Here is a 24,248-nt window from a genome sequence, read left to right on the forward strand (position 1 = left end):
CAAAAAGGCGGGCCATCTCCCGCAAGAGATGGCCCGCCTCTCCAATCAGTCCCGCGGCAACCATGGCCGCCGCGGGCCTCAAGCATGTCCCGGACTAGGAGAACATGCCGGTGAGGTAATCATTCAGCCGCTTATCCTTGGGCCGTTGGAAAATCTCGTCGGTCTCGTCGTACTCGACCATATCGCCCATGTAGAAAAACGCCGTGCGGTTGGACACGCGCGCCGCCTGCTCCATGTTGTGCGTCACGATGACGATGGCGCGATCGGCAACAATCGATGACATCAGGTCCTCGATTGCCAGCGTCGAGATGGGGTCGAGCGCCGAGCAGGGCTCGTCAAACAGAATCACATCGGGATTGAGCGCCAGCGTGCGCGCAATGCACAGGCGTTGCTGCTGGCCGCCCGAAAGCGCGTAGGCGCTCTTGTCGAGCTTGTCCTTGACCTCGTCCCACAGCGCCGCGCCGCGCAGGCTTTCCTCGACCATGCGATCGAGCTCGTCGCGGTCAGTAATGCCGTGGCGTTTGGGCGCAAACGTGATGTTGTCGCGAATGGACTTGCGAAAGGGGTTGGGCTGCTGGAACACCATGCCAATGGAGCGACGCAGCTCGTAGGTGTTCTCGGTCTTGGTGTTCACGTTGCGCCCGCGATAGTTGATCTCGCCCTCCACGCGGCAGCCGCGAATCTCGCGATTCATAAGGTTGAGGCTGCGCAAAAAGGTCGACTTACCGCAGCCCGAAGGCCCGATGAGCGCCGTGATCTCGCCCTTGTGAAAGCCGAGCGACGTATCGTGCAGCGCATGGTGGTCGCCATAGTAAACGTTGACGTCCTTGGTGGAAAGCACGACCTTGTCGCTCACGGCTTTGCCGCTTACGCGCACGCGCTTCTCGCTCTCCCCCACGCTCGACAAAAAGTCCTGGGTCTCGGACGCGGCCGCCTCGGTTGCGGGCGTTTCATTTATCTCGCTCATTCGGCCGTCATCCTCCTTGCCAGTTGCTTGCCCACGATACGGGCGACTACGTTAAACAGCAGCACGCAGATCATCAGCAGTGCCGCGGTGCCCCAAACAATCTGCTGTGCCTCGGGGCTGCCCTCGCCGTAGATCTTATAGATGTGCACGGCGAGCGACTCACCGGGGCGGAACACGTTCCAGGCGCAAGTGGGACTCGACAGGTTAAAGCTCAAGAAGTTCAGACGCACCGGCGAGCTCATGCCCGAGGTAAAGAGCAGCGCCGCGGCCTCGCCAAACACGCGGCCGGCCGAAAGCACGATACCGGTCACGATGGCGGGCATGGCCTCGGGGATCAGGATGTGCAGCGTGGCCTCCCAGCGGGTGAGGCCCATGGCCAGGCACGCATCGCGCTGGGCCTGCGGCACGTCCTCGAGCGCCTGCTGGATCACGCGCACCAGGATGGGGATGTTGAACATGGTGAGCGCGACGGCGCCGGAGATGATGGAGTACTTCCAGCCCAGCTGCACCGAGAAGACCAGAAAGCCGAACATGCCGACGACGATGGAAGGCAGCGAGGACAGCGTCTCGATGGCGGTGGAGGCGATGTCGCGGATGGGGCCGTCCGGCGCGTACTCAACCAGGAAGACCGCGCCGCCCAAGCTGATGGGCACCGAGATACCTAGGGTGATCAACAGCAGATAGAACGAGTCGAACAGCTGATAGAGCACGCCGCCCTGGGTTCCGTTGGCGCGCGCGGGCTGCGTGAGAAAGCCCGGCTGGAACAGCGTCGAGATGCCCTCGAACAGAATATAGGCCACCATGGAGACGACGATGAGCATGACGATGGCGACGATTGCCGTCAGCACGCCCGTGGCGATGCGGTCCTGCTTTTGGACGCGCCTGAGTCTCGCCTCGTCGATATGAATGCGCGTGCTAGCCACGAGCCTTCGCCCCCTTGCGGCCGATAAGGTGGATGATCAGGATAAAGATGAGGCTCATGCCCATCAGCAGCAGACCGAGCGCCCACAGGACATCGTCTTGGGCCGAGCCCTCGGCATAGACCGCCATGGACGTGGTGAGCGTGGTGGTGATGGTGGAGGCCGGCGACAGCAACGACGTCGGCATGGCCTCGATGCCGCCGATAACCATGCGCACGGCGAGCGTCTCGCCAAAGGCACGGGTCATGCCAAGGATGACCGCGGTCATGAGCGACGGCATGGCGGATTTGAGTACCACGTGCCAGATGGTCTGCCAGCGGGTGTAGCCCAGCGCGAGCGAACCCTGACGGTAGCTATCGGGCACGGCACGCAGGCCATCGACCGAAAGGGTGGTCATCGTCGGCAAGATCATGACGGCCAGCACAATGGCGCCGGGCAAGATGCCCAGGCCCGTGCTCACGTGGAAAACGCTCTTCATAAGACCGACGACCACGTGAAAGCCGACCAGGCCAAAGACGACCGAGGGAATGCCGGTCAAAAGCTCAATAAGCGGCTGAAACACCTTGGAGCCAAACTTAGGGCTAATCTCGACCGCAAAGATAGCAGAGCCGATGGCGATGGGCAGCGCGATAAGCGTGGAGAGCACCATGACCGCAAACGAGGTGACGATCAGGGGCAGGGCGCCGGTATAGGGCAGGCCGTTTTTGGCCGTGTTGGCCAGGTCCCACTTGGTGCCGGTAAAGAACTCGACGACCGAAACGCCGTCCTTGAGAAAAGCCGAGAGGCCCTTTTGGGCGACCATAAAGATGAGCGCGGCAACGACAAGCGTCACGAGCGCTACGCACGCGCCCGTGACGCCCAGGCCCACGTTCTCAAGGTCGCGCTTTGGCAGCTGTTTTGCCATTGCAAACCTTTCCGGGGCGATTACTTATTTAGCGGAGACCTTGCCGCTGGCGTCCTTGACGACCTTCATGGCAGAGACGGGGATAAAGCCCTGCTCCTCGACAAGTCTGCCCTGGACGTCGTCGGAAAGCATGAACTCCAGGAAGGCCTTGGTGGCATCGTCGGCGTCCTTTGCGCAGTACATGTGCTCGGTCGCCCAGATCTTAAAGGAGTCGTCGGTGACGTTTGCGCTCTTGGGCTCCACGCCCTCGATCTTGATGGCGTTAAACTTGGAGTCGTCGAAGTGCGAGAAGTCGAGGTAGGAGATGGCGTTGTCGGTGCTGGCCATCTGAGTCTGGACGTCGCCGGACTTGTCGAGCTCGGCGTCGCCCTTAAAGTCGACGGCCTCGTCACCAAAGACGGCGGCCTCGAAGGTGGCGCGGGTGCCGGAGCCGGCCTTGCGGTTGAGAACGACGATGGTGGCGTCGTCGCCGCCGACCTCCTTCCAGTTGGTGATCTGGCCGGAGAAGATGCCCTTGAGCTGCTCGAGGGACAAGTCGTCGACCTTCACGTTCTTGGAGACGACGGGACCCATGCCCACGACGGCGACCTCGTGGTCGACGAGGTTCTTGACCTGGTCGGCCTCGAGCTTGGTCTCGGCGAAGACGTCGGAGTTACCGATGGTGACGGTACCGGCGGCAACGGCGGTCAGGCCCTTGCCCGAACCGTTGCCCGAGCCAGAGACGGAGACGTCCGGGTTGGCGTCCATGAACTTCTCGGCAGCGGCCTCGACGAGAGCCTGGAACGAGGAGGCGCCGTCGTAGGTCACCTCGCCGGAGACGGACTCGGCAGCGGCGCTGCCCTTGTCGGCGGCGTTGGAAGCGCCTGCGCCGCCGCAACCAACGAGGCCGAGGCCCACGAAGCTGGCAAGACCACCAGCGAGGCCGAGGAACTGACGACGAGAATAAGCCTGATCGAGCATAATCTTCCTTTCATACATGCGACTCGCGGGCACCCTGCCCGCTTTGCTGTTTGGAAAGATACGGCCTCGATCGGGCGGTGCCCGCGCCAACTACGGTTTCTTACGGGCATTTGATAGACCCTTACCGCAAGCGCGACTCGGCTTTACAAACGAATAACAAACCCGCCCCCAAGCATGGCCCGCCTTTTACACCAATAAAAACAAAGTTGCGGTGAAATAGTTCCTGCTTGGCCATCAAATGGCCCATTCTAGGAACTATTCCATCGCAACTTAGATTAGGAAACCGCGTAACCTTAAAGCTCTAATTCATTCAAACGGAGGATCGCAACAATATAGATCTTGAGCGCCTGCTTGAGCTGTTCCTCGTTGGCACACTCGTTGGGGCCGTGCATCTGGCCGCCCCATACGGGCAGCTCCAGGCCGGTTTCCTCGGGACCAAACGACACGGCGCGGGCAAAGTTGCGCGCGTACGTGCCGCCGCCCATGGCAAAGGGCTCGGCATGCTTGCCCGTAAACTCGTTATAGGTATCAATAAGCGCCTTCACGGCCGGATCGTCGGCGGACACCGAGAACGGCACCTTTGCACGACCCACACGGCACGTCACGCCAAAGCGGCCCACGAGCGGCTCGAGCTGCTCGCAGATGGTATCGGCGCTCGTGCTGTCGGGGAAACGTACGTCGATGACCTGCTCAATATGGCCATCCATCACACGGATAACACCGGGGTTGCACGTGAGCGGGCCAAACGCCGGGCTCGTCGCGTCGATACCCAGGCCGTGGCCATAGGCATCCGCATGTACAAAGGTCAGAAACTTGACAAACTCGTGCTCGGCGGGCGTCAGCAGGCGCTCGTCGCGTGCGCCAAACGCGTCCTCGGCCTCGCGCAGATACGCCACGATGAGGCCGACGGCATTGATCGTTCCCTCAGGCATCGAAGCGTGACCGCCAATACCGTGGGCGAAAATCCGCGCATGCCCGTTATCGAGCGCCGTGATCTCCAGGCGGTCGGCGTTCTCAACGGGCGCCGGCAGCTCATCGGCGGCAATCGCGAGCTCGCAGATAGACTGCGACGGAATGGCGTTGCTCGCCTCGGCACCGCTCCACGATACGATGCGCCCGCCGTCGATCTTGGAGCTCACAAACGTCGCCCCAAACTGGCCCTTCTCGGCATTGCAGACCGGGAACTCGGCATCGGGCGTAAACAAAAAGTCGGGGTCTGCGTGGTTCTCCAGATAATGGTGAACGTCGGACATGCCCACTTCCTCATCGCAGCCCAGCAGCGCGCGGAAGGTATAGCGCGGCACAATGCCGTGCTTGATCAGGTAGGCACCGGCGTAGAGCGACAACACGGCCGGGCCCTTGTCGTCGATCACGCCACGACCGAGCAGCCAGCCCTCGCGGCGCTCCATCGCAAACGGGTCGGTATTCCAACCGGGACCGGCGGGCACCACATCCACATGGCAGATGGTCGCAAGCTGCTTATCGCCGCGGCCGGGAATGTCGGCGATGCCCACATAGCCCTCGTCGTCGCTCGTCTGGTAGCCGAGCTTTTGCGCAATGCCGAGCGCACAATCGAGCGCATCACGGACCGGGCGGCCAAACGGCGCACCGGGCTCCGCATGGGCAGCAACGGCCACGGACGGATAGCTCACCAGCCGCTCGATATCGGCAACGACATCTTCCCAGATCTCGTCGACATACTCGGTAACGCTCTGCTCCACCTGATTCATGGACGACCTCCTTACCAATGAGCGACGGCCACACCCGCCCCTCGCATAACGTCATTAGATGGCGAAAAGTTTAGCAAGCTCGGCCACCGAGTGCACCACTGCATCGGCACCCGCCGCCTCGTGCTCGCCCGGCACCGCCGCACCCGAATAGATGCCAATGCACGGCACGCCCCTTGCGTGCGCGCCCTCCACATCGTTAAAGCGATCGCCGATCATCACGGCATCGTCCGCCGTCGCGCCGAGCGCCGCCAGGGCATCGCGAACCGAATCGGCCTTGGTCTCGCGCCCCTGCGGCGGATTCATACCGACCACCGCCTCAAACTGCGAAAGCCCCAGCTCGCCCACCATGTCGATGCACTTTGCCTCCATGCGCGACGTCGCCACGGCCAAGTGATGCCCCTGGGCGGCCAGGCCATCGAGCAGTTCGGGAATTCCATCGAATACGGGGTACTCTTCCGGTCCCAGCTCATCAAAAAAGGCACGGTACTCGTCGGCCACCACAAGCGACTCCTCGCGCGAGAAGCCGTAAAAGTCGTGGAAGCTCTTCCACAACGGAGGCCCGATCATGCGGCGCAGGTCACCCATCTGCGCCTCAGAAAACCCGCGCGCAGCCAGCGTTTTACGCGTCGAGGTCATCACCGCCCGGCCCGTATCGGCCACCGTGCCGTCAAAATCAAACAGCACGACCGGCCGCTTGCATATCTCCAGCGCCTCCATCGACATCCCTCTTCCCCAGTTGACGATTTCCACACCGACACTTCAAACTGTTGACTATTCAACAATTGAACCTAGCAATGTGGAGCGACTCTACTATACTTGTCGCACTTTGCTCTCAGAAGGCGGCGCGCAAGCGCCCCAACGAAAGGTGCAATTATGTCTTTTGCCATCATAACCGACTCCACGTCGGACATCTCCCCCGCCCGCGCCCAAGAGCTCGGCATTTACGTGATTCCACTTCATGTGATTATCGAAGGCGAAGACCTGCTCGACCAGGTGCAGATTACCGCCGAGGAATACGTCGCCCGCATGGCCGGATCCAAGCAGCTGCCGCACACCTCGCAGCCAAGCGCCGGCGAGTTCAAGGCACTCTTTGACCGCGTGCGCGCCGACGGCCACGATAGCGCCATCTTTATCTCACTGTGCAGTGAGTGGTCCGCCTGCTATGCCAACGCCAGCCTGACGGCCGAAGCGCACGAGCTCGACGTGCGCTGCATCGATTCGCGCACCGGCTCGGGTGCCGAGGGCCTGCTGGTGGAGTACGCGCTGGCCATGCGTGAGGACGGCCGCAGCCTGGACGAGACCGAAGCGCAGATCCGCGCGACGCTGCCCGACGCCCATCTGCTGCTGATTCCCCGCACGCTCGAGAACCTCGTTAAGAACGGCCGCGCGCCCAAGCTCGCCGGCCAGCTCACGCAGATGCTCAATATTCGCCTGGCCGTTTCGCCGGAGTGGAAATCGGGCGAGATCAAGGCGATCAAAAAGGGTCGTGGCGCCAAGCGCATCGTCACCAACACCATGGCAGATTGCCTCGCATTTTTGGCCGAGCACCCGGGCTCCAGCGTACGTGTGCTCACGACCGGCGCCGCCGAGGAGCAGGAGCTCGTCAACCAAGCGCTCGCAGGCCAGAACTACGTAGACGCCGGCACCGGCCCCATCGGCTGCACCATCGCCACCCACGTAGGCGTCGACGCCATCGCCATCAGCTACTGTCCCCGCTACCAGCCCATCCACTAGGGGCACCTTTACCACTTGCGGTGGAATAGGGACTGTTTTTGGCTTATCAACCGCAAATCAATCCCTATTCCACCGCAACTTGGAAGCAGTTCATTTGGGACGGGGCCAAAAAGACTGATATCAAACGTTTCAGACCAGTCTTTTTAGCCCCGTCCCATTTTACCTACCCTACATCAGCCCGCTCAGGACAATATCGACGGCCTCGTTGAGGTCATCGGTGATGTGGACGAGGTCTGGATCGAGTGGGCTGATCATGCCGGCATCCATCACCGGGCCGTTGAGCCAGTCGAATAGGCCCTGCCAGTATTCGCTGCCCACCAAAACAAGCGGCATGCGCTTGACCTTGTGCGTCTGCACCAGCGTAAGCACCTCAAACATCTCGTCGAGCGTACCAAAGCCACCGGGAAACACGATGGCGCCCGAGCTGTATTTGACAAACATGGTCTTGCGCACAAAGAAGTAACGGAAGTCCATGCCGAGGTTCACGTATTTGTTGAGCCCATGCTCGTGCGGAAGCTCAATACCCAAGCCGACCGACTTGCCGTTGGCGCTCGCCGCTCCCCTGTTGGCCGCCTCCATAATGCCAGGACCACCGCCGGTGATAACCGCCACGCCGCGCTGCGCGATCTTGCGGCCGACCGTGCGCGCCGCCTTGTAGAGCGGATCGGTCTTGGGCGTGCGGGCACTGCCGAAGATGGTCACCGCGGGCCCGAGCTCGGCAAGCGCGCCGAAGCCATCGACAAACTCGGCCTGAATGCGCAGCACACGCCACGGGTCGGCGTGCAACCAGTCAGTCGAGTCCTCGGGCGCCAGCAGGTTGGCGTAGGTGTTGTCCTTAGGAATCATAGGGCCGCGCATAACCACGGGGCCGCGTCGGTACGTCTCGTCGTAGGCCGGCTCGCCCTCGACGTTCTCATTCTTAATCATGGGATACTCCTATCGAAAATAGAAACGGGCGGGGTCGACGCCATGCGTCAAACACCCGCCCGAACATCAACCATTCGGTATGGTACCCACGATGCATCAAGCGCTTGCAAGGCATCGGTCAGAGGTCGTGCAACCGATGCCGACGCATGCGATGCCCGGCGCCGGTTACGCACGGTCGATTGGCACGTAGCCTCGACACCGCGCGAGCGCCCCCGTAAGCGAACCCGCAGCTCTTAGTAATCCACTGCCGCGGGGCTGTTCATCCAGTCGCTCACGAACGCACCGTAGTGGCCCTCGATAATGGCCTGGCGGGCACGCTGCATAAGGTTGAGCAGGTAGTAGATGTTGTGCATCGAAAGCAAAATGCCGCCGAGCATCTCCTTCTGCGTGACCATGTGGCGAATGAGCGCACGGCTGTAGCCGCCCGTGCACACCGGGCAGGTGCAGGTGGGATCGATGGGGCCGTCGTCGTGCGCAAAGCGGGCGTTGCGGAAGTTAAGGCGACCCTCGCTCGAAAACGCCGTCCCCATGCGGCCGGTACGCGTCGGCAACACGCAGTCGAACATGTCGATGCCCACGCCTACACCACGCACGAGCGTCGTCGGGTTGCCGACGCCCATCAGGTAGCGCGGCTTATGTTTGGGCATGTACTCGCTCGCGAGCGGTGCGAGCGTCTCAAACATGGTCTCGTGGTCCTCGCCCACCGAGTAGCCGCCAATGCCGTAACCGGGGAAGTCACCGCACTCCTCCAGATGGCGCAGCGAACGCAGGCGCAGGTCCAGATGCATGCCACCCTGAACGATGCCAAAGAGCGCCTGGTCGTCGCGGGTATGAGCTTTATAGCAGCGCTCGGCCCACATGCTCGACAGCTCAACGGCGCGCTCAACGTAGGCGCGCGTGGCGGGATAGCCCGGGCACTGGTCGAGCTGCATGCAGATGTCGGAGCCGAGCTTCATGGCGATTTCCATGTTGTCCTCGGGCGTCCAGAACACGTGGCGGCCGTCGTAGTCGTTGACGATAAAGCGCACGCCCTCGTCGGTGAGCTTGACGGCGTCGTTGTGGCTGAACACCTGGAAACCGCCGGAATCAGTGAGGATGGGGCCATGCCAGTTCATAAACTTGTGCAGACCACCCAACTCGGCGATGGTGTCCTCGCCGGGACGCATGGACAGGTGATAGGTATTGGCGAGCACGATCTGGGCGCCGAGCTGCTTGACAGTCTCGGTAGGAATGCCCTTGACGTTTGCCTTGGTGCCCACGGGCATAAAGATCGGTGTCTCGATGTCGCCGTGCGGGGTGTGCAGCACGCCGGCACGCGCATGCGTCGTCGGATCCTCGGCGATCAGGTCGAATTTAAATAGGCTCTGGTCCATAAACTGGAACTCCTTGGTTGCGGTTCATACGCAAACCATTATAAAGACCGCGGCAGGTGAACGGCATAACGTCTTTCGGAGAAGGAAATGTCAAGCGCAAACTGAATAGAGCGGCCAAATTTTTGCTATCCAAGCGAGCCATCGAACACGTTTTGAAACTTTGCTGCGGCGCGCGGGATGCCGGCGCGAGACTTTATCATAGGGTGACAATCAACGATGAGGAGCACATGCCTATGACAGACGAGCTGGACCCCCAGACTCAGCAGCATATTGATGATTCCGCAGACGCCGTCAACGACTGCAGCACTCCTACCTGCGTCGCCGCTTCCGTCGATGCATCCGCCGATGATGCGCACGCCGGTGCGGACAAGGCCACAGACACAGGCGATACTGTCGAGCATGACGAAGGCGAGCAACCGGAGTCGAACGACGCCGAGCCCGAAGCGGACCCCGCGCCACAGGCGGCAGGCCCCATCGAGGTATCTTCGGAAGAAGAGCTCGATGCCGTCATGGACTCCATGATGGATGCCGTCAAAGCGATGAAAGACGCCGTGGCCGACGCCGATGTGGACGCCGAAGAAGAGAAGGCCGCCGAGGCCGCATCGACCTTCGTGCCTGGCGAGACCCCCGTTGCCGACCAAGGCAGCACCGTACCTTCGTTCTTACAGCTCGAGCACCCTACAATTGGCGCAGATGCAGTTGACCCGCACACTGCCGGATTTTCCGTGATCGAGGGTGGCACCGGCAATATCGCCACGTCGCAGGCGCCCGATGCGGGTACGGCCGACGCCGGTCACCCGACCGCTCCACACGCCTCTGCAGCCAGCCGCGATCTGGGAACCGCCGTCTCAAATACAGCAAACGCCGTAGGCACTTTTATCGCCCAGGGCGCCTCTGCCATGCGCGAGATGAACGCCGCAAAGAAGGCGCTCGCGGACGCTCGTGCCCACCTGGCCGAACTTGATCAGCGCATCGCCGATCAAGGAGAGGAGCTCGAGACGCGCCAGGATATCGCAGGGCGTTACGACCAGATTGTCGCCGACCAGCGCCAGGCAATCGCCACGGCACAAAAGGCCGCCGCGGCGGCAGAAATCGGCCGCGATACCCATGCCGCCAAGACAACAGAGCTCAAAGCGCAGCTCGAACAAATAAAAGAAGAGGACGACGCCACCGAGCGGCGTCTCAAAGCCGCACTCGATGCCGTCGAAGCGCGCGAAGCCAGCTCGCGCGAGACCGGTAACCGCCTCGTACGACGTCTCGAGGATTCCAAGCGCATCCGCGACAAGGTACAGGCCGAGCGCGACGCCGGCGTTGCCGCAGCGCAGCAAACCGTCGACGCCACGCGTGCTCAACTCGAAACGTTGCGCCGTGAGTATGCCGAGCTGCAGCGCAATCCCTCGGCAAATCCCGCCAACTATACGGTGCGCACCAGCGAGCTTTCGATGCAGATCTCCGACACGGCTGATGCCCTGCGTAAAGCCGAGGAAGATGTCCCGCGCATCACCGCCGATCTTGAGCACTCGCTCGCAGCCGCCGAGCACGCCGTCGAGCAGGCGCAAGCCCCCATCGCCGACGCCAAGCGCGCCCATCAGGCCGTGACGGCCGAGGCCGATGCCGCGCGCGACGAGCTGCAGACCGCAAAGGCGGCCGCTGCAACGCGCCAGCGCGAATTACGCGAGAAGATCGTCACCGAGGACAAAGCGCGTCAAGAGCAAGAGCAGGCTATCGCCAATGCCCAGGCGGACGTCGCGCATGCGCAGTCGATCATCGAGCAGGCGACCGAGGTGCACAACCATCCCGAGATCACCGAATCGCTCGCGGGCTCCCTGGCTCGCGATAAGGACGAGCGTGCCGAAACCGAGCGCGAAGTGGCTCAGCTCGAAGCCGCCGAGAACGACGTGCGCGAGCGCACCCGTGACTCACGCGTCAAATTCACCGGCGCAATCGTCTGCATTGTCACCGTAATCCTCGTGATCGTCCTAATCTGGCTGTTCGCGAGCAAGTAAACCAGCTGCCAAAAAACACTCACCGCAACGTTTTGATTGGTGCAAAGGGGCCAGGCTACTTTGCACCAACTTGGTGCATATAAAGCAGTCCCCATTGCACCAACAACGTTTGCCCAGATAAAACCTGCCAAAATAAACCTGTCCCTTTTTGGCAGGTTGAACCACGGCAACGCCAATGTTTTGGCGAAGTCAGCGAAAACCCGCCAGAACGGCAATCTCTTGACAACCAAAGAAATGCCGATGTTTTGGCAGCGACAGCGAGCGGGTCGCATTTGAGGCAAGGTGACGTGAAACGAAAGGGCTCTGACCTTCTGGTCGCGCCCTTGAAGTTGAACGTCAGATTGTCCAAATGCGGCCCGCGCAGCGTCGAGCAGTTACGCGGTTCGTAGAACCGCGTAACTAACAAATGAGCATGGCGTCGCCAAAGCTGAAGAAGCGGTAGCGCTGCTCGATAGCGGCGGCATAGGCATCCATGATCTGATCGCGGGTGGCAAGTGCGCTCACGAGCATCATGAGTGTGGAGCGCGGAACATGGAAGTTAGTGATCAGCGCGTCGACCACGTGATAGGTCGAGCCGGGCATGAGGTAGAGCTGCGTTGTCGCGTTCTCGCGCGCCACGATGTCACCACGGCCGAGCGTGTCGGCTCCGTCCTTACGGCCCTCAAAATAGCGCGCCGTCACAGCCGGATCGGACACCGGCGCGTCCGCGTCAAACGCACTCTCGAGCGAGCGGACTGCGGTGGTACCGACAGCAATCACGCGATGCCCCTCGGCCTTAGCCTTATGCACGGCGTCGACAACCTCCTGCGACACGTGATAGCGCTCGGTGTGCATCACGTGCTGCGTGGGGTCGTCCTCCTCCACCAGACGGAAGGTATCGATGCCCACCTCGAGCTCGACAGCGGCAAACTTCGCACCCTTGGCCTCGATAGCGGCCATGAGCTCGGGAGTAAAGTGCAGGCCCGCCGTGGGAGCGGCAGCTGAGTGCTCCTCCTTCATGGCGTAGACGGTCTGGTACTTCTCGGGATCGCCCTCGTAATCGGTAATGTAGGGCGGCAGCGGCACGTGGCCGGCAGCATGGATGGCTTCATCGAGCGTGCGCGGCTCGCCGGCGGCATTGCAACCGGCTGGCTCAAAACGCACCAGGCGGCCGCCGCGGCTATCGGTGACAAAGTCGACGACCTCGGCCGTCAGCACCACGGGAGCACCCTCGGGCGCATGGGCACCACCCGCGCGATACTCAATCTGAGCGCTGGGCTTTAGACGCTTGCCCGGCTTGACCAAGCACTCCCAAACGTGACCCAGCGGATCCACGTCCTCGCGGCGCTTGAGCAGCAGCGTTTCGACCACGCCGCCCGAGCCGGCCTTGCGACCGATAAGGCGGGCCGGCATCACGCGCGTCTGGTTGATGACGAGCACGTCACCCGGCTCGATATAGTCGATGATGTCGCGGAAGATGCGGTGCTCGACGGTGCCGCCATGCTCCAGTGGCGTTCCCGCCTGGGAGCCCTTGCGATCCACCACCAGCAGGCGGCAGGAGTCGCGCGGCTCGGCAGGAGCCTGGGCAATCAGTTCCTCAGGAAGGTTGTAGTCAAAATCATCGGTACGCATAGACACGTCGAATACTCCTTATATAGCTAAAATCCGCTCTACATCCTAGCAGGCTGCCAGCCCAAAAGGACTACTTTTTGGACGCTTTGCGCTCGTCGCGGATGCGGGCGCGGTCCATGGCCGCCTCGACGGCCGAGAATCGGCAGCCGCAATAGTTCTGCCGATACATGCCCAGCTCGCGCGAACGGCGTGTCGCCTCGGGATAATACGGGCGAAAATCGCGAATCACCGGGGTGAGACCGCGGGAGGCAGCCAGACGCTCCAACACATCGTTGCAGGTTTCGAACAACTGATACGGCGAGACGGCGAGCGTCGTACCCACAAACTCAAACCCGCGCTCCTGGGCCACACGGCATGCCTCGGCCAGGCGCAGGGCATAGCACGCACGACAGCGACGGGGTCGATCGGCGCCCAGCGGGGCCACGCCGGCCTCCCAGCGCTCGCGGTCCTCCCCCGCCTCGATGAGCTCGATGTCGCCATCGGCACACCACCGGCGAAGCTCATCCAAGCGGCGCTGCCATTCATCGCGCGGCTGAATATTGGGGTTGGTCCAGCAAATCGTGGGCTCAAACCCCTCCTCACGCAGCAGACGAACCGGCTCCAGCGAGCACGGCGCACAGCACGCATGCAGCAGCAGCGGCTTCATGGACATCTCCTCCCAATCTTTGCCCAGGGTAGTCTTTTTGGGACGGGGCTATTTTGACTACTTTTAAACGTCAAGCAGTTCCAAATACCTGCATCAACAGGAAAGTAGTCAAAATAGCCCCGTCCCAAAAAGACTACTGACCAAAAAAGCGCACGCCAAAGGACGTGTCCTCGCAGGCGACAATGCGGCGGTCGCGCAAAATGGTCCGCACGTAATACCAGTCGCCCACACAGCCCGACAAATGCAAGCCGGCTGACAGGTAGCACAGCAGCGGATAGCCCGAAAACGCAAACCCCAAGGCAAACGCCGTCGTCACAACAACCGTCGGCGCCAGACAAACTGCCACGTACCGCCGGCGCGAATACACCACGCCCTCGGCGCAGGCGTAAAGCATGCACGTCTCGAGGTTCGCCCCAAAGGTAACCTGCGCGCCCGCAGGAGCCAGCAGCTTAAAGAACACGCCGTGCACCAACTCGTGCACGGCAAATGACGCCGCCGAAACCGCTGCCAAGCCGACTATCCAGCCCAAGACAGCCATCCAGCCACCCGCGTCAGCCGCGTCCAAGTCCGCGGGCCCACCCAGCAGCATAAACACCGGCACCAGGCACACGGCAAATGCGCCAAGCACGGCCATCCCCCACACAAAGCAAGCGTGCAGGAAATCCTCGTCTTCAAACGCATGTATGTTGGAAATCTCATTCATAGCATCTTAGGATAGCGCCCCTGCCACGTACCCGTCCGCATGTGCGATAATGTCGAACGATATGCACGAATTCACCACCGCGTCGCCGAGCCCCGCGCCCGGCCGCGCTCTCACCATATGAGAAGGAGTCCCATGGCATCCAAATACTCCATGAACGACCGTCCCAGCTGGCCCCGCCGCGCCATCGTTACCGCCGGCGAGCCCTATGGCAACAAGGGTCTTCACTTTGGCCACGTTGGCGGCGTCTTTGTCCCGGCCGACTTCTTCGCCCGCTTCCTGCGCGACCGCCTGGGCCGCGAGAACGTCATCTTCACCTCGGGCACCGACTGCTATGGCTCGCCCATCATGGAGAGCTACCGCAAGCTCAAGGAGAACGAGGGCTACGATAAGTCCATTAGCGAGTATGTCGAGTCCAATCACTCCCGTCAGGCCGCGACCCTCAATAACTACAACATCAGCTGCGACATCTACGGCGGCTCGGGCCTTGAGCCGGCGGCGCAGATTCACAACAAGGTGACCGCCGAGATTATCGAGCGCCTGCGCGAGCAGGGCACCATCTCCAAGCGCTCTACCCTTCAGTTCTACGACGCCAAGGCCGGCACGTTCCTCAACGGTCGCCAGGTCATCGGCCGCTGCCCCATCCAAGGTTGCAAGTCCGAGAAGGCTTATGCCGACGAGTGCGACCTGGGCCACCAGTTTGAGCCCGAGGAGCTCATCGCGCCCAAGAGCCAGCTCACCGGCGAGGTGCCCGAGCTGCGCCCGGTCGACAACCTCTACTTCGACCTGCCGGCCTACCTCGACTTTATGAAGACCTACACCGCCAAGCTCGCCCAAAACCCGCAGGTTCGCTCCGTGGTCTCCAAGACCATGGAGGAGTGGCTGCTGCCGGCACAGCTCTACATCCAGAACAAGTTCCGCGAGGCCTTCGACGCCGTCGAGGACCAGCTTCCCGAGCACACCGTGCTGGAGCCCGAGGGCAACAAGAGCAGTTTTACCGTTACCTTCCCCAGCTGGAAGGAGCGCGACGACGCCCACGCGGTGCTCGCCAACGGCGGCGTGCGCTTCCGTAGCGGCAAGGCGCTCGTGCCCTTCCGCATCACCGGCAACATCGACTGGGGCGTTCCGGTGCCCGAGGTCGACGGCGTGACCGATGTCACCTGCTGGTGCTGGCCCGAGAGCCTGTGGGCGCCCATCAGCTATACGCGTACCGTGCTCGCCCGCGATGCCCGCGCCGCCGGCGTGACCGAGGGCGTCGCCGCCCAGGATGCCGCCCTCATGGGCGAGCCCGCCGCCGATTCCACGCAGGTCCCCGCGCCCACCTACCAGCACAGCTCGCTCGACTGGCGCGACTGGTGGTGCTCGGACGACGCACAGATCTACCAGTTTATCGGTCAAGACAACATCTACTTCTACTGCATCGCGCAGACCGCCATGTGGGAGGCCCTGGGTTGGAACCTCACGCAGAGCACCGTCAGCGCCTGCTATCACCTGCTCTACATGGGCAAAAAAGCCAGCTCGTCCTCGCAGACGCCTCCCCCGCCGGCAGACGACCTGCTCAACCACTACACCTGCGAGCAGATGCGTGCGCATTGGCTGTCGCTCGGCCTGTCCGAGAAGCCGGTGAGCTTTAGCCCCAAGGCATATGACACACGCGTGACCGGCAAGGACAAGGACGGCAACGAGGTGCGCGCCTGCGACGACAAGCGCGTTATCGACCCGGCCCTTAAGGAGAGCGCGCTTTTGACCGGCGTGTTCAACCGCCTGGCCCGCAGCTGCTTCTACGGCGTCGCCGTCAAGGAGGGCGACGAGAGCCCCTACCGCAACGGCTGCATCCCCGCCGGTGCCGCCTCCGCCACCGTGGTCGAAGCCGCCCAGCAGGCAGCTCTCGCCTTTGAGCAGGCCATGTACAAGTTCGAGACGCACCGCGCGCTCGCCGTGTGCGACGACTACCTGCGTGCCGCCAACAAGCGCTGGAGCGATGCCTCCAAGGCTGCCAACAAGCTCGAGGGTAGCGAGGCAAACGCCGCAATGACGCAGGCACTGGTTGACGCCTTTACCGAGCTGCGCGTGGCGACCGTGCTCATGCACGGCATCGTCCCGGCCGGCTGCGAGCTCATCTGCGAGTACTTCGACGTTGATCCGGTCGCCTTCTTTAGCTGGGACAACATCTTTGCCTCCACGGACGAGTTTGTGGAGAGCCTGGGCGAGAAGCCCGGCGAGCACCGCGTAAAGCCGCTGCCCCCGCGCTTCGACTTCTTCAGCAAGCACGAGAGCCAGTACTAGACAAACGCCAAGGCAGACTAGTCAATTTGGGACGGGGCTATTTTAGCTACCCCGTCCCAAATTTAACTGCAACGCCTGCCGAAACGGACGGGCAGCTAAAATAGCCCCGTCCCAAATTGACTACTTTTAATGGAATGGGAAGGAAAGACGGATGTCCAAGCCGCGTCGTCGTAAGCAGAAAAAGCAGGTTAAGCCCGAGCTCAAGCTCAGGCAGTTTGCCGCTACCGAGCTTTCCGACCAGCTTGCCGCCCAACACTCCGCCGCCGACCTGCCGCGCTTTCTGGTCGACACGGTCGCCGGCGCCTATGCGCCTGCCGATGCCGAGCTCATGATCGAGGGCTTCGGCGCCGCAGCCACGCGCCCGGTCACGCTGCGCGCCAACACGCTCAAGGCGACCGCCGAGGACATCGCCGCCGCGCTCGACGCAGCCGGCATCGCCCACCAAACCGTTGCCTGGTACCCGGACGCTTTCATCCTGCCCGAGGCCCAGGTATCCGATCTGTGGGATCTCGACATCTACCGCAACGGCATGATCTACCTGCAGAGCCTGTCGTCCATGATGCCTCCTTTGGTGCTGGGCGCTCAGGCCGGCGAGGATATCCTGGACATGTGCGCGGCCCCCGGCGGCAAGACGACGCAGATCGCCGCCCTCACCCAGGGACAGGCGCACCTCACCGCCTGCGAGATGAGCATTCCCCGCGCCGAAAAGCTCGAGGCCAACTTGGACCGCCAGGGCGCCAAAAACGTACCCGTCATGCGTATCGACGCACGCGAGCTTGACGAGTTCTTCCGCTTTGACCGCATCCTGCTCGACGCCCCCTGCACCGGCACGGGCACCGTCATCAGCGGCAACGAGAAAAGTCTGCGCGGCCTGACCGAGCAGCTGCTCTGCAAGTGCGCCCGCTCGCAGCGCGCGCTTCTGGACCGCGCCATGGGCGCCCTCAAGCCAGGCGGCACGCTCGTCTATTCGACTTGTTCGATCTTGCCGCAGGAAAACGAGGACGCCCTGCAAGAGACCCTCGACAAACACATGGACTGCGAGCTCATCCCCCTCGACGGCACGCCGAGCGAAAGCGAAGCGCGCCGTGCTCAGGAAGCTGGCGAAGAGCCACGCGTCGAGAGCAACGCCCTCACCGAGGCCATCGCCACCGGCCACGTCTCGTCCGTCGCCAACGGCATGCCCGGCACGCTGACCATCCCGCCTAGCCGCGACTTTGAGGGCTTCTACATCGCTCTGATCCGAAAACGCAGCTAGCGCACGGACCAACTCAACAAGCTATCTCCGTACGCGCTTGTCCTGCTGGTCACGGTGCTGCTTAAGTGCCTCGCGTTCCTTGCGCTCGGCTCTTTTGCCCTTAATGGCCGTAACCACAAAGTAGATGACCGCGGCGGCTACGATTGCGCCCACGCATAGGCCAATCGAGCTCAATAATGTCGAGATTTCCATACCGCGTCACCTCTCTTTTGTATACGGGACATCCAAGATAGCACCTCGATTCCCGCCACCACAGCTCCTTCACGTTCGCGGCCCTTCAGTCTAACGGATGGCGCGGCGGGGAAAAATCAACTCGTCAAACGTTTTAGCAACGTAGCGCCGGTCGCACGCTGCCGACCGCACATTATAGAAACGGACCGCAATGGATTCTCTCAACGATTTGAACGAGCGTGTTGACGCTTTTGTCGCCACCAGCTCCTTCGACACGCCCGCCGCGACGAACGACCAAACCCCCATCGATGTTCCCGCCGAGGTTCACGAGGACATCGTCGCCTCGGTCGATTTCTCAGAGGTTGAGCTTGCGGACGAATTTACCGAGCCCCAGGTGGCCGTAACCCCCAGCGGCCTTTTGCCCATGGAGCCGCTGCCCATCGACGGGCGCCTGCGCAAGGCGGCCCTCCGCATGCCCGATGAGATCGAGGAGGCCAGCGGCTTTACGCTCTTTGGACGCCGCATCAAATCGCTCATCTACACCACCGACGTGGCGGTCATCCGCAACTCCAATGCCGACGCCGTGTTTGCCGTCTACCCCTTCACGCCGCAGCCCGCCATTACGCAGGCGCTGCTGACTGTTGCCGAGTGCCCGGTCTTTGTGGGCGTTGGCGGCGGTACCACCACCGGCAAGCGCTCCGTGCAGATGGCGGCCGTCTCCGAGATGCAGGGCGCGGCGGGGTGCGTGGTCAACTCCCCCGCTACCGCCGAGATGGTCGAGCACATCACCAACATCGCCGACATCCCCGTCATCGCCACGGTCGTTCGCTGCGATGACGATGCCCACGCCAAGGTGCGCGCCGGGGCCAAGATCCTCAACATCGCCGCCGGCAAAAACACACCCCAGGTCCTACGCGAACTGCGAGAGCACTATCCCAGCCTGCCACTCATCGCACCGGGTGGCAAGACGCCCGAGAGCATCCGCGAAACCATCGCCGCCGGCGCCAACGCTATCATCTGGACGCCGCCTTCGGCCCAGCAGCTGCAAACCGACATGATGGAGCGCTACCGCAAGATGAAGGAAGACGCCACGCCTGTCATCTCGCGCGACGATGTGCCCATTATCGACCAGGTCGCCGCCGCCGAGGTCAGCCAAGTCGAGAACATGAATCCCGACGTGCCGATTCCCGACGAGGTCATCGAACGCGTCGCCTCGATCCACGATCATATCGAGGAGCGTCGTGCCAACCGCGGACTCAAGCCCTCGCTACACGGCTTTTTCTTCCGCGGAAAGAAACGCTAGCCGCAACAGCAAGGCCCGCCCCGCAAACAACGGGACGGGCCTTTTTCTGTTATCAAATGTCAGGAGGATAGGCGTAGCCGTTAAAACCGTCAGCCAGCCCACAAACGTTAGTCCACGCGCTTGTCGCCCATAAAGAAGAGCGCCACCGTACCAGGTCCGGTATGCGAGCCAATCAGAGTACCGATGTCATTAATCTCAATCTTGCCTTTAAGCTGCGGAACCTGTTCCTCGATCAGCGCCGCAACTGCCTCGGCATCCTCGCGACACGCCGAGTGCGACATGATGCACTTACCCGAATAATCCGCACCGCCCTGCACGTGCGCCATCATGGTCTTAGCCATCTCGGAAATCGCGCGCTTCTTGGTGCGAATCTTCTCACGCGGCGCCAGCTCACCTTCGCAATCGACCGTCATAAGCGGGCAAATCTTGAGTGCCGTGCCGATGATCGCGCTCGCGGCCGAAATGCGACCGCCGCGCAGGTAGCTCGACAGATCGGTCGAGAAGAACCAGTGGTGCAGGTTGAGTTTATGCTCCTCAATCCAAGCGGCCGTCTCGTCGAGCGAAGCGCCGCCATCGCGAACGTCGGCGGCACATTCCGCCAGCAGGCCAAGGCCCGAAGACGCCGACAGCGAATCGATGACGCGCACCTTGCCGCCCTGGGGATAGCGATCCGCGAGCATCTGCGCCGCAACGCAGGCCGATCCATACGTGCCCGAAATACCCGACGACAACGTCAGGTGCAGCACGTCTTTACCCTCGGCAACAAGCGGCTCCCAAAACTCCTCGTACTCACCCACGCTCACCTGAGACGTCTTGGGCATGGCGCCCGCGGCAATCTGAGCAAAAAACTCGTCCGGCGTAATCGACTGATACAGATCGTCCGTATAGACAACATCGTCGATCTCGTAATGAAAACACACGACAGGAATATTGCGCGACGCAAAGAACTCACGGGTTCGATCGGCGGCGGATTCACAGGTCAGGACAAAATCACTCATATGAGGCTCCTTACTCATTGCTGCGCAAATTATCGCACAGCATGCGTGAATACGGTACAAATGTCCGTTATTTACCAAATTGAACCAAAGGTAGTGAACATCTTTACCGCCATCATCTCTAGCGATCCCGGAGGTATGCGCCTGCAAAAACGACCCTACGTCTCCACTCAACCGCCATATCTACCTCGACTAAATCGATTTAGCAAACCGTTCGGCCAACAATTCAATCTCCTAACCCCAATCGAAACAAAAGCAGCGCATACTGATAAACGTTTGACGCTGTTTATCAGTTTTACCAACCCCATCGGAAGGTGTTTCATGGTCGCATTCGATCGCAATCCGCAAGACTTCAAGTATCTGCGCCTGCTGTCGAGACAGTTCCCCACCGAGCAATCCGCATTCACCGAGATCATCAACCTCTCGGCCATCCTCAACCTACCCAAGGGCACCGAGCATTTTATGAGCGATGTGCATGGCGAGTACGAAGCCTTTATGCACATCCTCAACAACTGCTCGGGCGTCGTGCGCGAGCATGTCGACGAAATCTTTGGCGACACGCTCTCCTTTAACGAAAAGGGCGAGCTGTGCACGCTCATCTACTACCCGCGCGAGAAGATCGATCTGGTCCGCAGCCGGCACGAGGACTCGCCCACCTGGTACAAGACCATGCTCAACCAGCTCATTGTGGTTGCCCGCTCGCTTTCGAGCCGCTACACCCGCTCCAAGGTACGTAAGGCCATCCCGCGAGATTACGCCTACATCATCGACGAGCTGCTGCACACGCATCCGGACGAGAACAACTACCGCGTGCGTTATCACGAGCGCATTATCGAATCCATCTTGGAGACCGCCAGCGCCGACGACTTTATCGAGTCGCTCGCCTCACTCATCAAGCGCCTCGCCGTGGACCACCTGCACTTGGTGGGCGACATCTTTGACCGCGGCGGCGGCGCGGCCAAGATTATGGACCGCCTGCTCACCTATCATTCGCTCGATATTCAGTGGGGCAACCACGATCTGTTGTGGATGGGCGCCGCTGCCGGCGAGCCTGCCTGCATCGCCACGGTGCTACGCAACAACCTGCGCTACGACAACTACGAGATTCTCGAGAACGACTACGGCATCTCGCTGCGCGAGCTTGTCGCCTTTGCCAACGCCACCTATACCGCCGGCGAGCCCATCAGCCCGCTCATCAAAGCCATCAACGTTCTGCTCTTTAAGCTCGAGGGCCAGATTATCCAGCGCCACCCCGAGTTCGACATGGCCGACCGTCTTCTGCTCGACAAGGTCGATCACGACGCCGGCACGGTCACCCTCGCCGACGGCAGCGTGTGGCCGCTCACGACCAACGACTTCCCCACCGTCGATCCAGCGGACCCCTACACGCTCACGCCCGAGGAGCAGCACATCATCGACAAGCTCGTGTCCGAATTTGTCACCGCCGATCATCTGCATCGCCACATCGATTTCCTCTATACCCACGGCTCCATGTATAAGGTCGCCAACGGCAATCTGCTGTTCCACGGCTGCGTACCGCTCAACGAAGACGGCACCTTTAGCAGCATGAACTGCCTGGGTACCTGGCACGCTGGCCGCGATTATTTTGATTTTTGCGACTATATCGCCCGTCGCGCCTGGCGCGTCGGCGACCGCGATGCCCTCGACTGGATGTGGTACCTGTGGATCGGCTTTAACTCACCCGCCAGCGGACGCGTGGTGCGCACCTTCGAGCGCGCCTACATTGCCGACAAGAGCACATGGGTCGAGCCGATGGACCCGTACTACACGCTCACCACGTCCTCGTCCGTTTGCGACGACATCATGCGGGAGTTTGGCGTCGCCCCCATGGCTTGCTCGCCGACGGGCCATATCATCAACGGCCATACGCCCGTCAAGACCACCAAGGGCGAGCAGCCCATCCGCGCCAACGGAAAGTTGCTGGTCATCGACGGCGGTTTCTGTCGCGCCTACCACCCCAAAACGGGCATCGCCGGTTACACGCTCATCTCGAGCTCGCGCGGATGCCGCCTCAAGTCGCACCAGGCCTTTACCAGCGTTGCCGAGGCGCTCACCCGCAACATCGATATCGAAAGCGAGACCAACCGCTTTGACGAGGCCGACCGGCGCCGCATGGTGAGCGACACCGATACCGGCGTCAAGATTCGCAGTCAGATCCAAGACCTGCGCCAGCTCCTCGATGCATATAGAAACGGTGCTATCGAGGAGCGCTCCTAGCCCCGCCTGCGGGGATTGGTTAAACTTGCTAGGTTTGTCATCCCCGCGGCGCCCCGGCGCCACCCTAAGGCAGGTACCATGCAAAAGCTCCTTGCGCAGATCATAAAGTTTGGCGTCGTCGGCGTCGTTGCCACCGTCATCGACTTTGGCATCATGAATCTGCTCCACTACGGCCTGGGCCTCAACATCTTGATCGCCAACACCAGCGGTTTTATCGTCTCGCTCATCTTTAACTACGTCGCGAGCATGAAGTACGTGTTTGCACACAAGGAGGGCATGAGCCGCCGCCGCGAGTTCATCATCTTTGTCGTGCTATCCGTTATTGGCCTGGCGCTCAACGACGGCATCGTGCTTGCCCTCAACGCCGGCCTGGGCCTCGAGGCCAATATCGCCAAGATTTGCGCTACCGCGCTCGTCATGGTCTACAACTTTGTAACGCGAAAGATCTTCCTAGAGGGCGAGCAGACCAAATAGCTCGGCCTCCTCGTTGCACTACGGGGACCTGCGGATGACGCGCGTCAAGCGTAGCGTTGCCTGGGCCTTGCTCGTTTACGGGAAGATTTGCAGCGTTTGCAGATTACCTCTTGAATATTTGGCGAGTTCGTATAGTTCTTGCCAAAGACCTTACGTTTGCCATGCAAAAGCTCTAAAGTATCTCGTTGCTCGATTCATCAACGCATTGGATGTGATTACGTGCGTAACGCGCTGGCACAACCTCATACCAAGCAGTTCCTCAAGTTCGCTGTCGTGGGTCTTATCTCCTTTGGCGTCGACTGGGGCATGCTTATTGCGCTCGTCGAGCTGTTCCACCTCGACTTTTTGATGAGCACGACGGTCTCGTTTACCACGTCCGTCGTGGTTAACTACTGGCTCAGCATGAAGTACGTGTTCGACCATCGCGAGGGCATGAGCCGTAAGCGCGAGTTCACGATCTTTACCATCCTGTCGGTAATCGGTCTGGGCCTCAACGACCTGTACATGTTTGTGGGCGTCACGTTTTTGAGCATCGGCTACCAGGCCATGAAGGCCATCGCCACGTTCCTGGTCACCTGGTACAACTACTTTAGCCGTCGCTTTTTCCTCGAAGGCGCACGGTCGTAGACGGCCCAACATAATCTCGCTTCGCAGCCGGTTGGAATTCTCGTTCCAACCGGCTTTTTGTTTGCAGAGTCTGCCGAGGAAGGCGGGCTACGGTGCATGAATGGGACGCAATTTCCCCATGAACGCCGTTCCGGAAAGTGTATCCCAGATTGCAGCCTCAGAATGGGATGCAGCTTCCGCAACGCCGTCCTAGCGGAAACTGTGTCCCGGAATCAGTCAACAGAACGGGACGCAGTTTCCAGATGAGCCCCCATGCGGAAAGTCCATCCCGGAATGAGCCCCCAGAGCGGGACACGCTTTCCGAAACCCGGGGACTGCGGACGATTTCTTGGACCGTTACGCGGCCCTTCCCAGCGCGGCGCGGAACTCGGCCGGCGTGCGGCCGCCGAGCGCATCGCTGCGCCTCTCCGTATTGTATCGG

General features: G+C 61.3%; 21 protein-coding genes. 8 read left to right on the forward strand and 13 right to left on the reverse strand.

Annotated features, from left to right (window positions below; all coding sequences use genetic code 11):
- Positions 1 to 94: 94 nt before the first annotated feature.
- From pstB to ACTQW0_RS06850, 6 genes are all read right to left on the reverse strand, one after another.
- Positions 95 to 967 (reverse strand): phosphate ABC transporter ATP-binding protein PstB, encoded by an 873-nt coding sequence (gene pstB / locus ACTQW0_RS06825; protein ID WP_441567483.1) that lies wholly within the window; start codon positions 965 to 967, stop codon positions 95 to 97.
- A complete protein-coding gene (gene pstA / locus ACTQW0_RS06830; RefSeq protein WP_427795763.1) occupies positions 964 to 1,890 on the reverse strand; it encodes a phosphate ABC transporter permease PstA in 927 nt (308 codons plus the stop codon). The genes pstB and pstA overlap by 4 nt, the downstream gene beginning before the upstream one ends.
- A complete protein-coding gene (gene pstC, locus ACTQW0_RS06835) occupies positions 1,883 to 2,791 on the reverse strand; it encodes a phosphate ABC transporter permease subunit PstC (protein ID WP_427795762.1) in 909 nt (302 codons plus the stop codon). The genes pstA and pstC overlap by 8 nt, the downstream gene beginning before the upstream one ends.
- Positions 2,792 to 2,815: 24 nt before the next feature.
- Positions 2,816 to 3,751: a phosphate ABC transporter substrate-binding protein gene (locus tag ACTQW0_RS06840; protein ID WP_441567485.1), complete on the reverse strand. Its 936-nt coding sequence runs from the start codon at positions 3,749 to 3,751 to the stop codon at positions 2,816 to 2,818.
- 293 nt (positions 3,752 to 4,044) lie between these two features.
- Complete coding sequence (locus ACTQW0_RS06845; protein WP_441567487.1) at positions 4,045 to 5,481, reverse strand: M20 family metallopeptidase; 1,437 nt, start codon at positions 5,479 to 5,481, stop codon at positions 4,045 to 4,047.
- Positions 5,482 to 5,535: 54 nt separating this feature from the next.
- Positions 5,536 to 6,204 (reverse strand): HAD hydrolase-like protein, encoded by a 669-nt coding sequence (locus ACTQW0_RS06850; protein WP_441546807.1) that lies wholly within the window; start codon positions 6,202 to 6,204, stop codon positions 5,536 to 5,538.
- A gap of 150 nt (positions 6,205 to 6,354) precedes the next feature.
- Here ACTQW0_RS06850 and ACTQW0_RS06855 point away from each other — a divergent pair, with 150 nt between their 5' ends.
- Positions 6,355 to 7,215: a DegV family protein gene (locus ACTQW0_RS06855; RefSeq protein ID WP_441545490.1), complete on the forward strand. Its 861-nt coding sequence runs from the start codon at positions 6,355 to 6,357 to the stop codon at positions 7,213 to 7,215.
- Between the two features lie 168 nt (positions 7,216 to 7,383).
- Here ACTQW0_RS06855 and ACTQW0_RS06860 read toward each other — a convergent pair whose 3' ends face one another.
- Positions 7,384 to 8,142 (reverse strand): TIGR00730 family Rossman fold protein, encoded by a 759-nt coding sequence (locus ACTQW0_RS06860; RefSeq protein ID WP_154515782.1) that lies wholly within the window; start codon positions 8,140 to 8,142, stop codon positions 7,384 to 7,386.
- 233 nt (positions 8,143 to 8,375) lie between these two features.
- A complete protein-coding gene (tgt, locus tag ACTQW0_RS06865; protein WP_441041950.1) occupies positions 8,376 to 9,515 on the reverse strand; it encodes a tRNA guanosine(34) transglycosylase Tgt in 1,140 nt (379 codons plus the stop codon).
- A gap of 233 nt (positions 9,516 to 9,748) precedes the next feature.
- Here tgt and ACTQW0_RS06870 point away from each other — a divergent pair, with 233 nt between their 5' ends.
- Positions 9,749 to 11,521, forward strand: coding sequence for a hypothetical protein (locus tag ACTQW0_RS06870; RefSeq protein WP_441567489.1), 1,773 nt, complete (start codon positions 9,749 to 9,751; stop codon positions 11,519 to 11,521).
- A 399-nt stretch (positions 11,522 to 11,920) separates the two neighbouring features.
- On the opposite strand, the gene queA is transcribed toward ACTQW0_RS06870, so the two are convergent.
- The 3 genes from queA to ACTQW0_RS06885 all read right to left on the reverse strand — a co-directional run bounded on the left by queA (position 11,921) and on the right by ACTQW0_RS06885 (position 14,481).
- Entirely contained in the window at positions 11,921 to 13,132 is a 1,212-nt protein-coding gene (queA, locus tag ACTQW0_RS06875) for a tRNA preQ1(34) S-adenosylmethionine ribosyltransferase-isomerase QueA (protein ID WP_441567502.1), read from the reverse strand.
- 70 nt (positions 13,133 to 13,202) lie between these two features.
- Positions 13,203 to 13,778 (reverse strand): epoxyqueuosine reductase QueH, encoded by a 576-nt coding sequence (locus ACTQW0_RS06880; RefSeq protein ID WP_441545492.1) that lies wholly within the window; start codon positions 13,776 to 13,778, stop codon positions 13,203 to 13,205.
- Positions 13,779 to 13,911: 133 nt separating this feature from the next.
- Positions 13,912 to 14,481 (reverse strand): DUF3267 domain-containing protein, encoded by a 570-nt coding sequence (locus tag ACTQW0_RS06885; protein ID WP_441567491.1) that lies wholly within the window; start codon positions 14,479 to 14,481, stop codon positions 13,912 to 13,914.
- Between the two features lie 132 nt (positions 14,482 to 14,613).
- Between ACTQW0_RS06885 and ACTQW0_RS06890 the strand changes: the two genes are divergently transcribed.
- Positions 14,614 to 16,764: a methionine--tRNA ligase gene (locus tag ACTQW0_RS06890; RefSeq protein WP_441567493.1), complete on the forward strand. Its 2,151-nt coding sequence runs from the start codon at positions 14,614 to 14,616 to the stop codon at positions 16,762 to 16,764.
- A gap of 151 nt (positions 16,765 to 16,915) precedes the next feature.
- Entirely contained in the window at positions 16,916 to 18,019 is a 1,104-nt protein-coding gene (locus ACTQW0_RS06895; protein ID WP_441567495.1) for an RsmB/NOP family class I SAM-dependent RNA methyltransferase, read from the forward strand.
- Positions 18,020 to 18,040: 21 nt separating this feature from the next.
- Here ACTQW0_RS06895 and ACTQW0_RS06900 read toward each other — a convergent pair whose 3' ends face one another.
- Positions 18,041 to 18,211 carry a hypothetical protein gene (locus ACTQW0_RS06900; RefSeq protein ID WP_441567497.1) on the reverse strand — a complete coding sequence of 57 codons (171 nt, stop codon included), beginning with the start codon at positions 18,209 to 18,211 and terminating at the stop codon, positions 18,041 to 18,043.
- A 190-nt stretch (positions 18,212 to 18,401) separates the two neighbouring features.
- On the opposite strand from ACTQW0_RS06900, the gene ACTQW0_RS06905 reads away from it, so the two are divergent.
- Positions 18,402 to 19,493, forward strand: coding sequence for a hypothetical protein (locus tag ACTQW0_RS06905; RefSeq protein ID WP_441567499.1), 1,092 nt, complete (start codon positions 18,402 to 18,404; stop codon positions 19,491 to 19,493).
- 107 nt (positions 19,494 to 19,600) lie between these two features.
- Here ACTQW0_RS06905 and ACTQW0_RS06910 read toward each other — a convergent pair whose 3' ends face one another.
- Positions 19,601 to 20,491, reverse strand: a complete 891-nt coding sequence (locus ACTQW0_RS06910) for a DegV family protein (RefSeq protein ID WP_441567500.1) — start codon at positions 20,489 to 20,491, stop codon at positions 19,601 to 19,603.
- Between the two features lie 318 nt (positions 20,492 to 20,809).
- Between ACTQW0_RS06910 and ACTQW0_RS06915 the strand changes: the two genes are divergently transcribed.
- From ACTQW0_RS06915 to ACTQW0_RS06925, 3 genes are all read left to right on the forward strand, one after another.
- On the forward strand, positions 20,810 to 22,726 hold the full coding sequence (locus tag ACTQW0_RS06915) for a fructose-1,6-bisphosphatase (RefSeq protein ID WP_441546380.1): 1,917 nt from the start codon (positions 20,810 to 20,812) through the stop codon (positions 22,724 to 22,726).
- 78 nt (positions 22,727 to 22,804) lie between these two features.
- Entirely contained in the window at positions 22,805 to 23,200 is a 396-nt protein-coding gene (locus ACTQW0_RS06920) for a GtrA family protein (protein WP_427728966.1), read from the forward strand.
- A gap of 219 nt (positions 23,201 to 23,419) precedes the next feature.
- Positions 23,420 to 23,827 (forward strand): GtrA family protein, encoded by a 408-nt coding sequence (locus tag ACTQW0_RS06925; protein WP_370450581.1) that lies wholly within the window; start codon positions 23,420 to 23,422, stop codon positions 23,825 to 23,827.
- Positions 23,828 to 24,248: the final 421 nt, after the last annotated feature.

The sequence above is a fragment of the Collinsella sp. LCP19S3_B7 genome (assembly GCF_052121795.1).
In the GTDB taxonomy this organism is placed as follows: domain Bacteria; phylum Actinomycetota; class Coriobacteriia; order Coriobacteriales; family Coriobacteriaceae; genus Collinsella.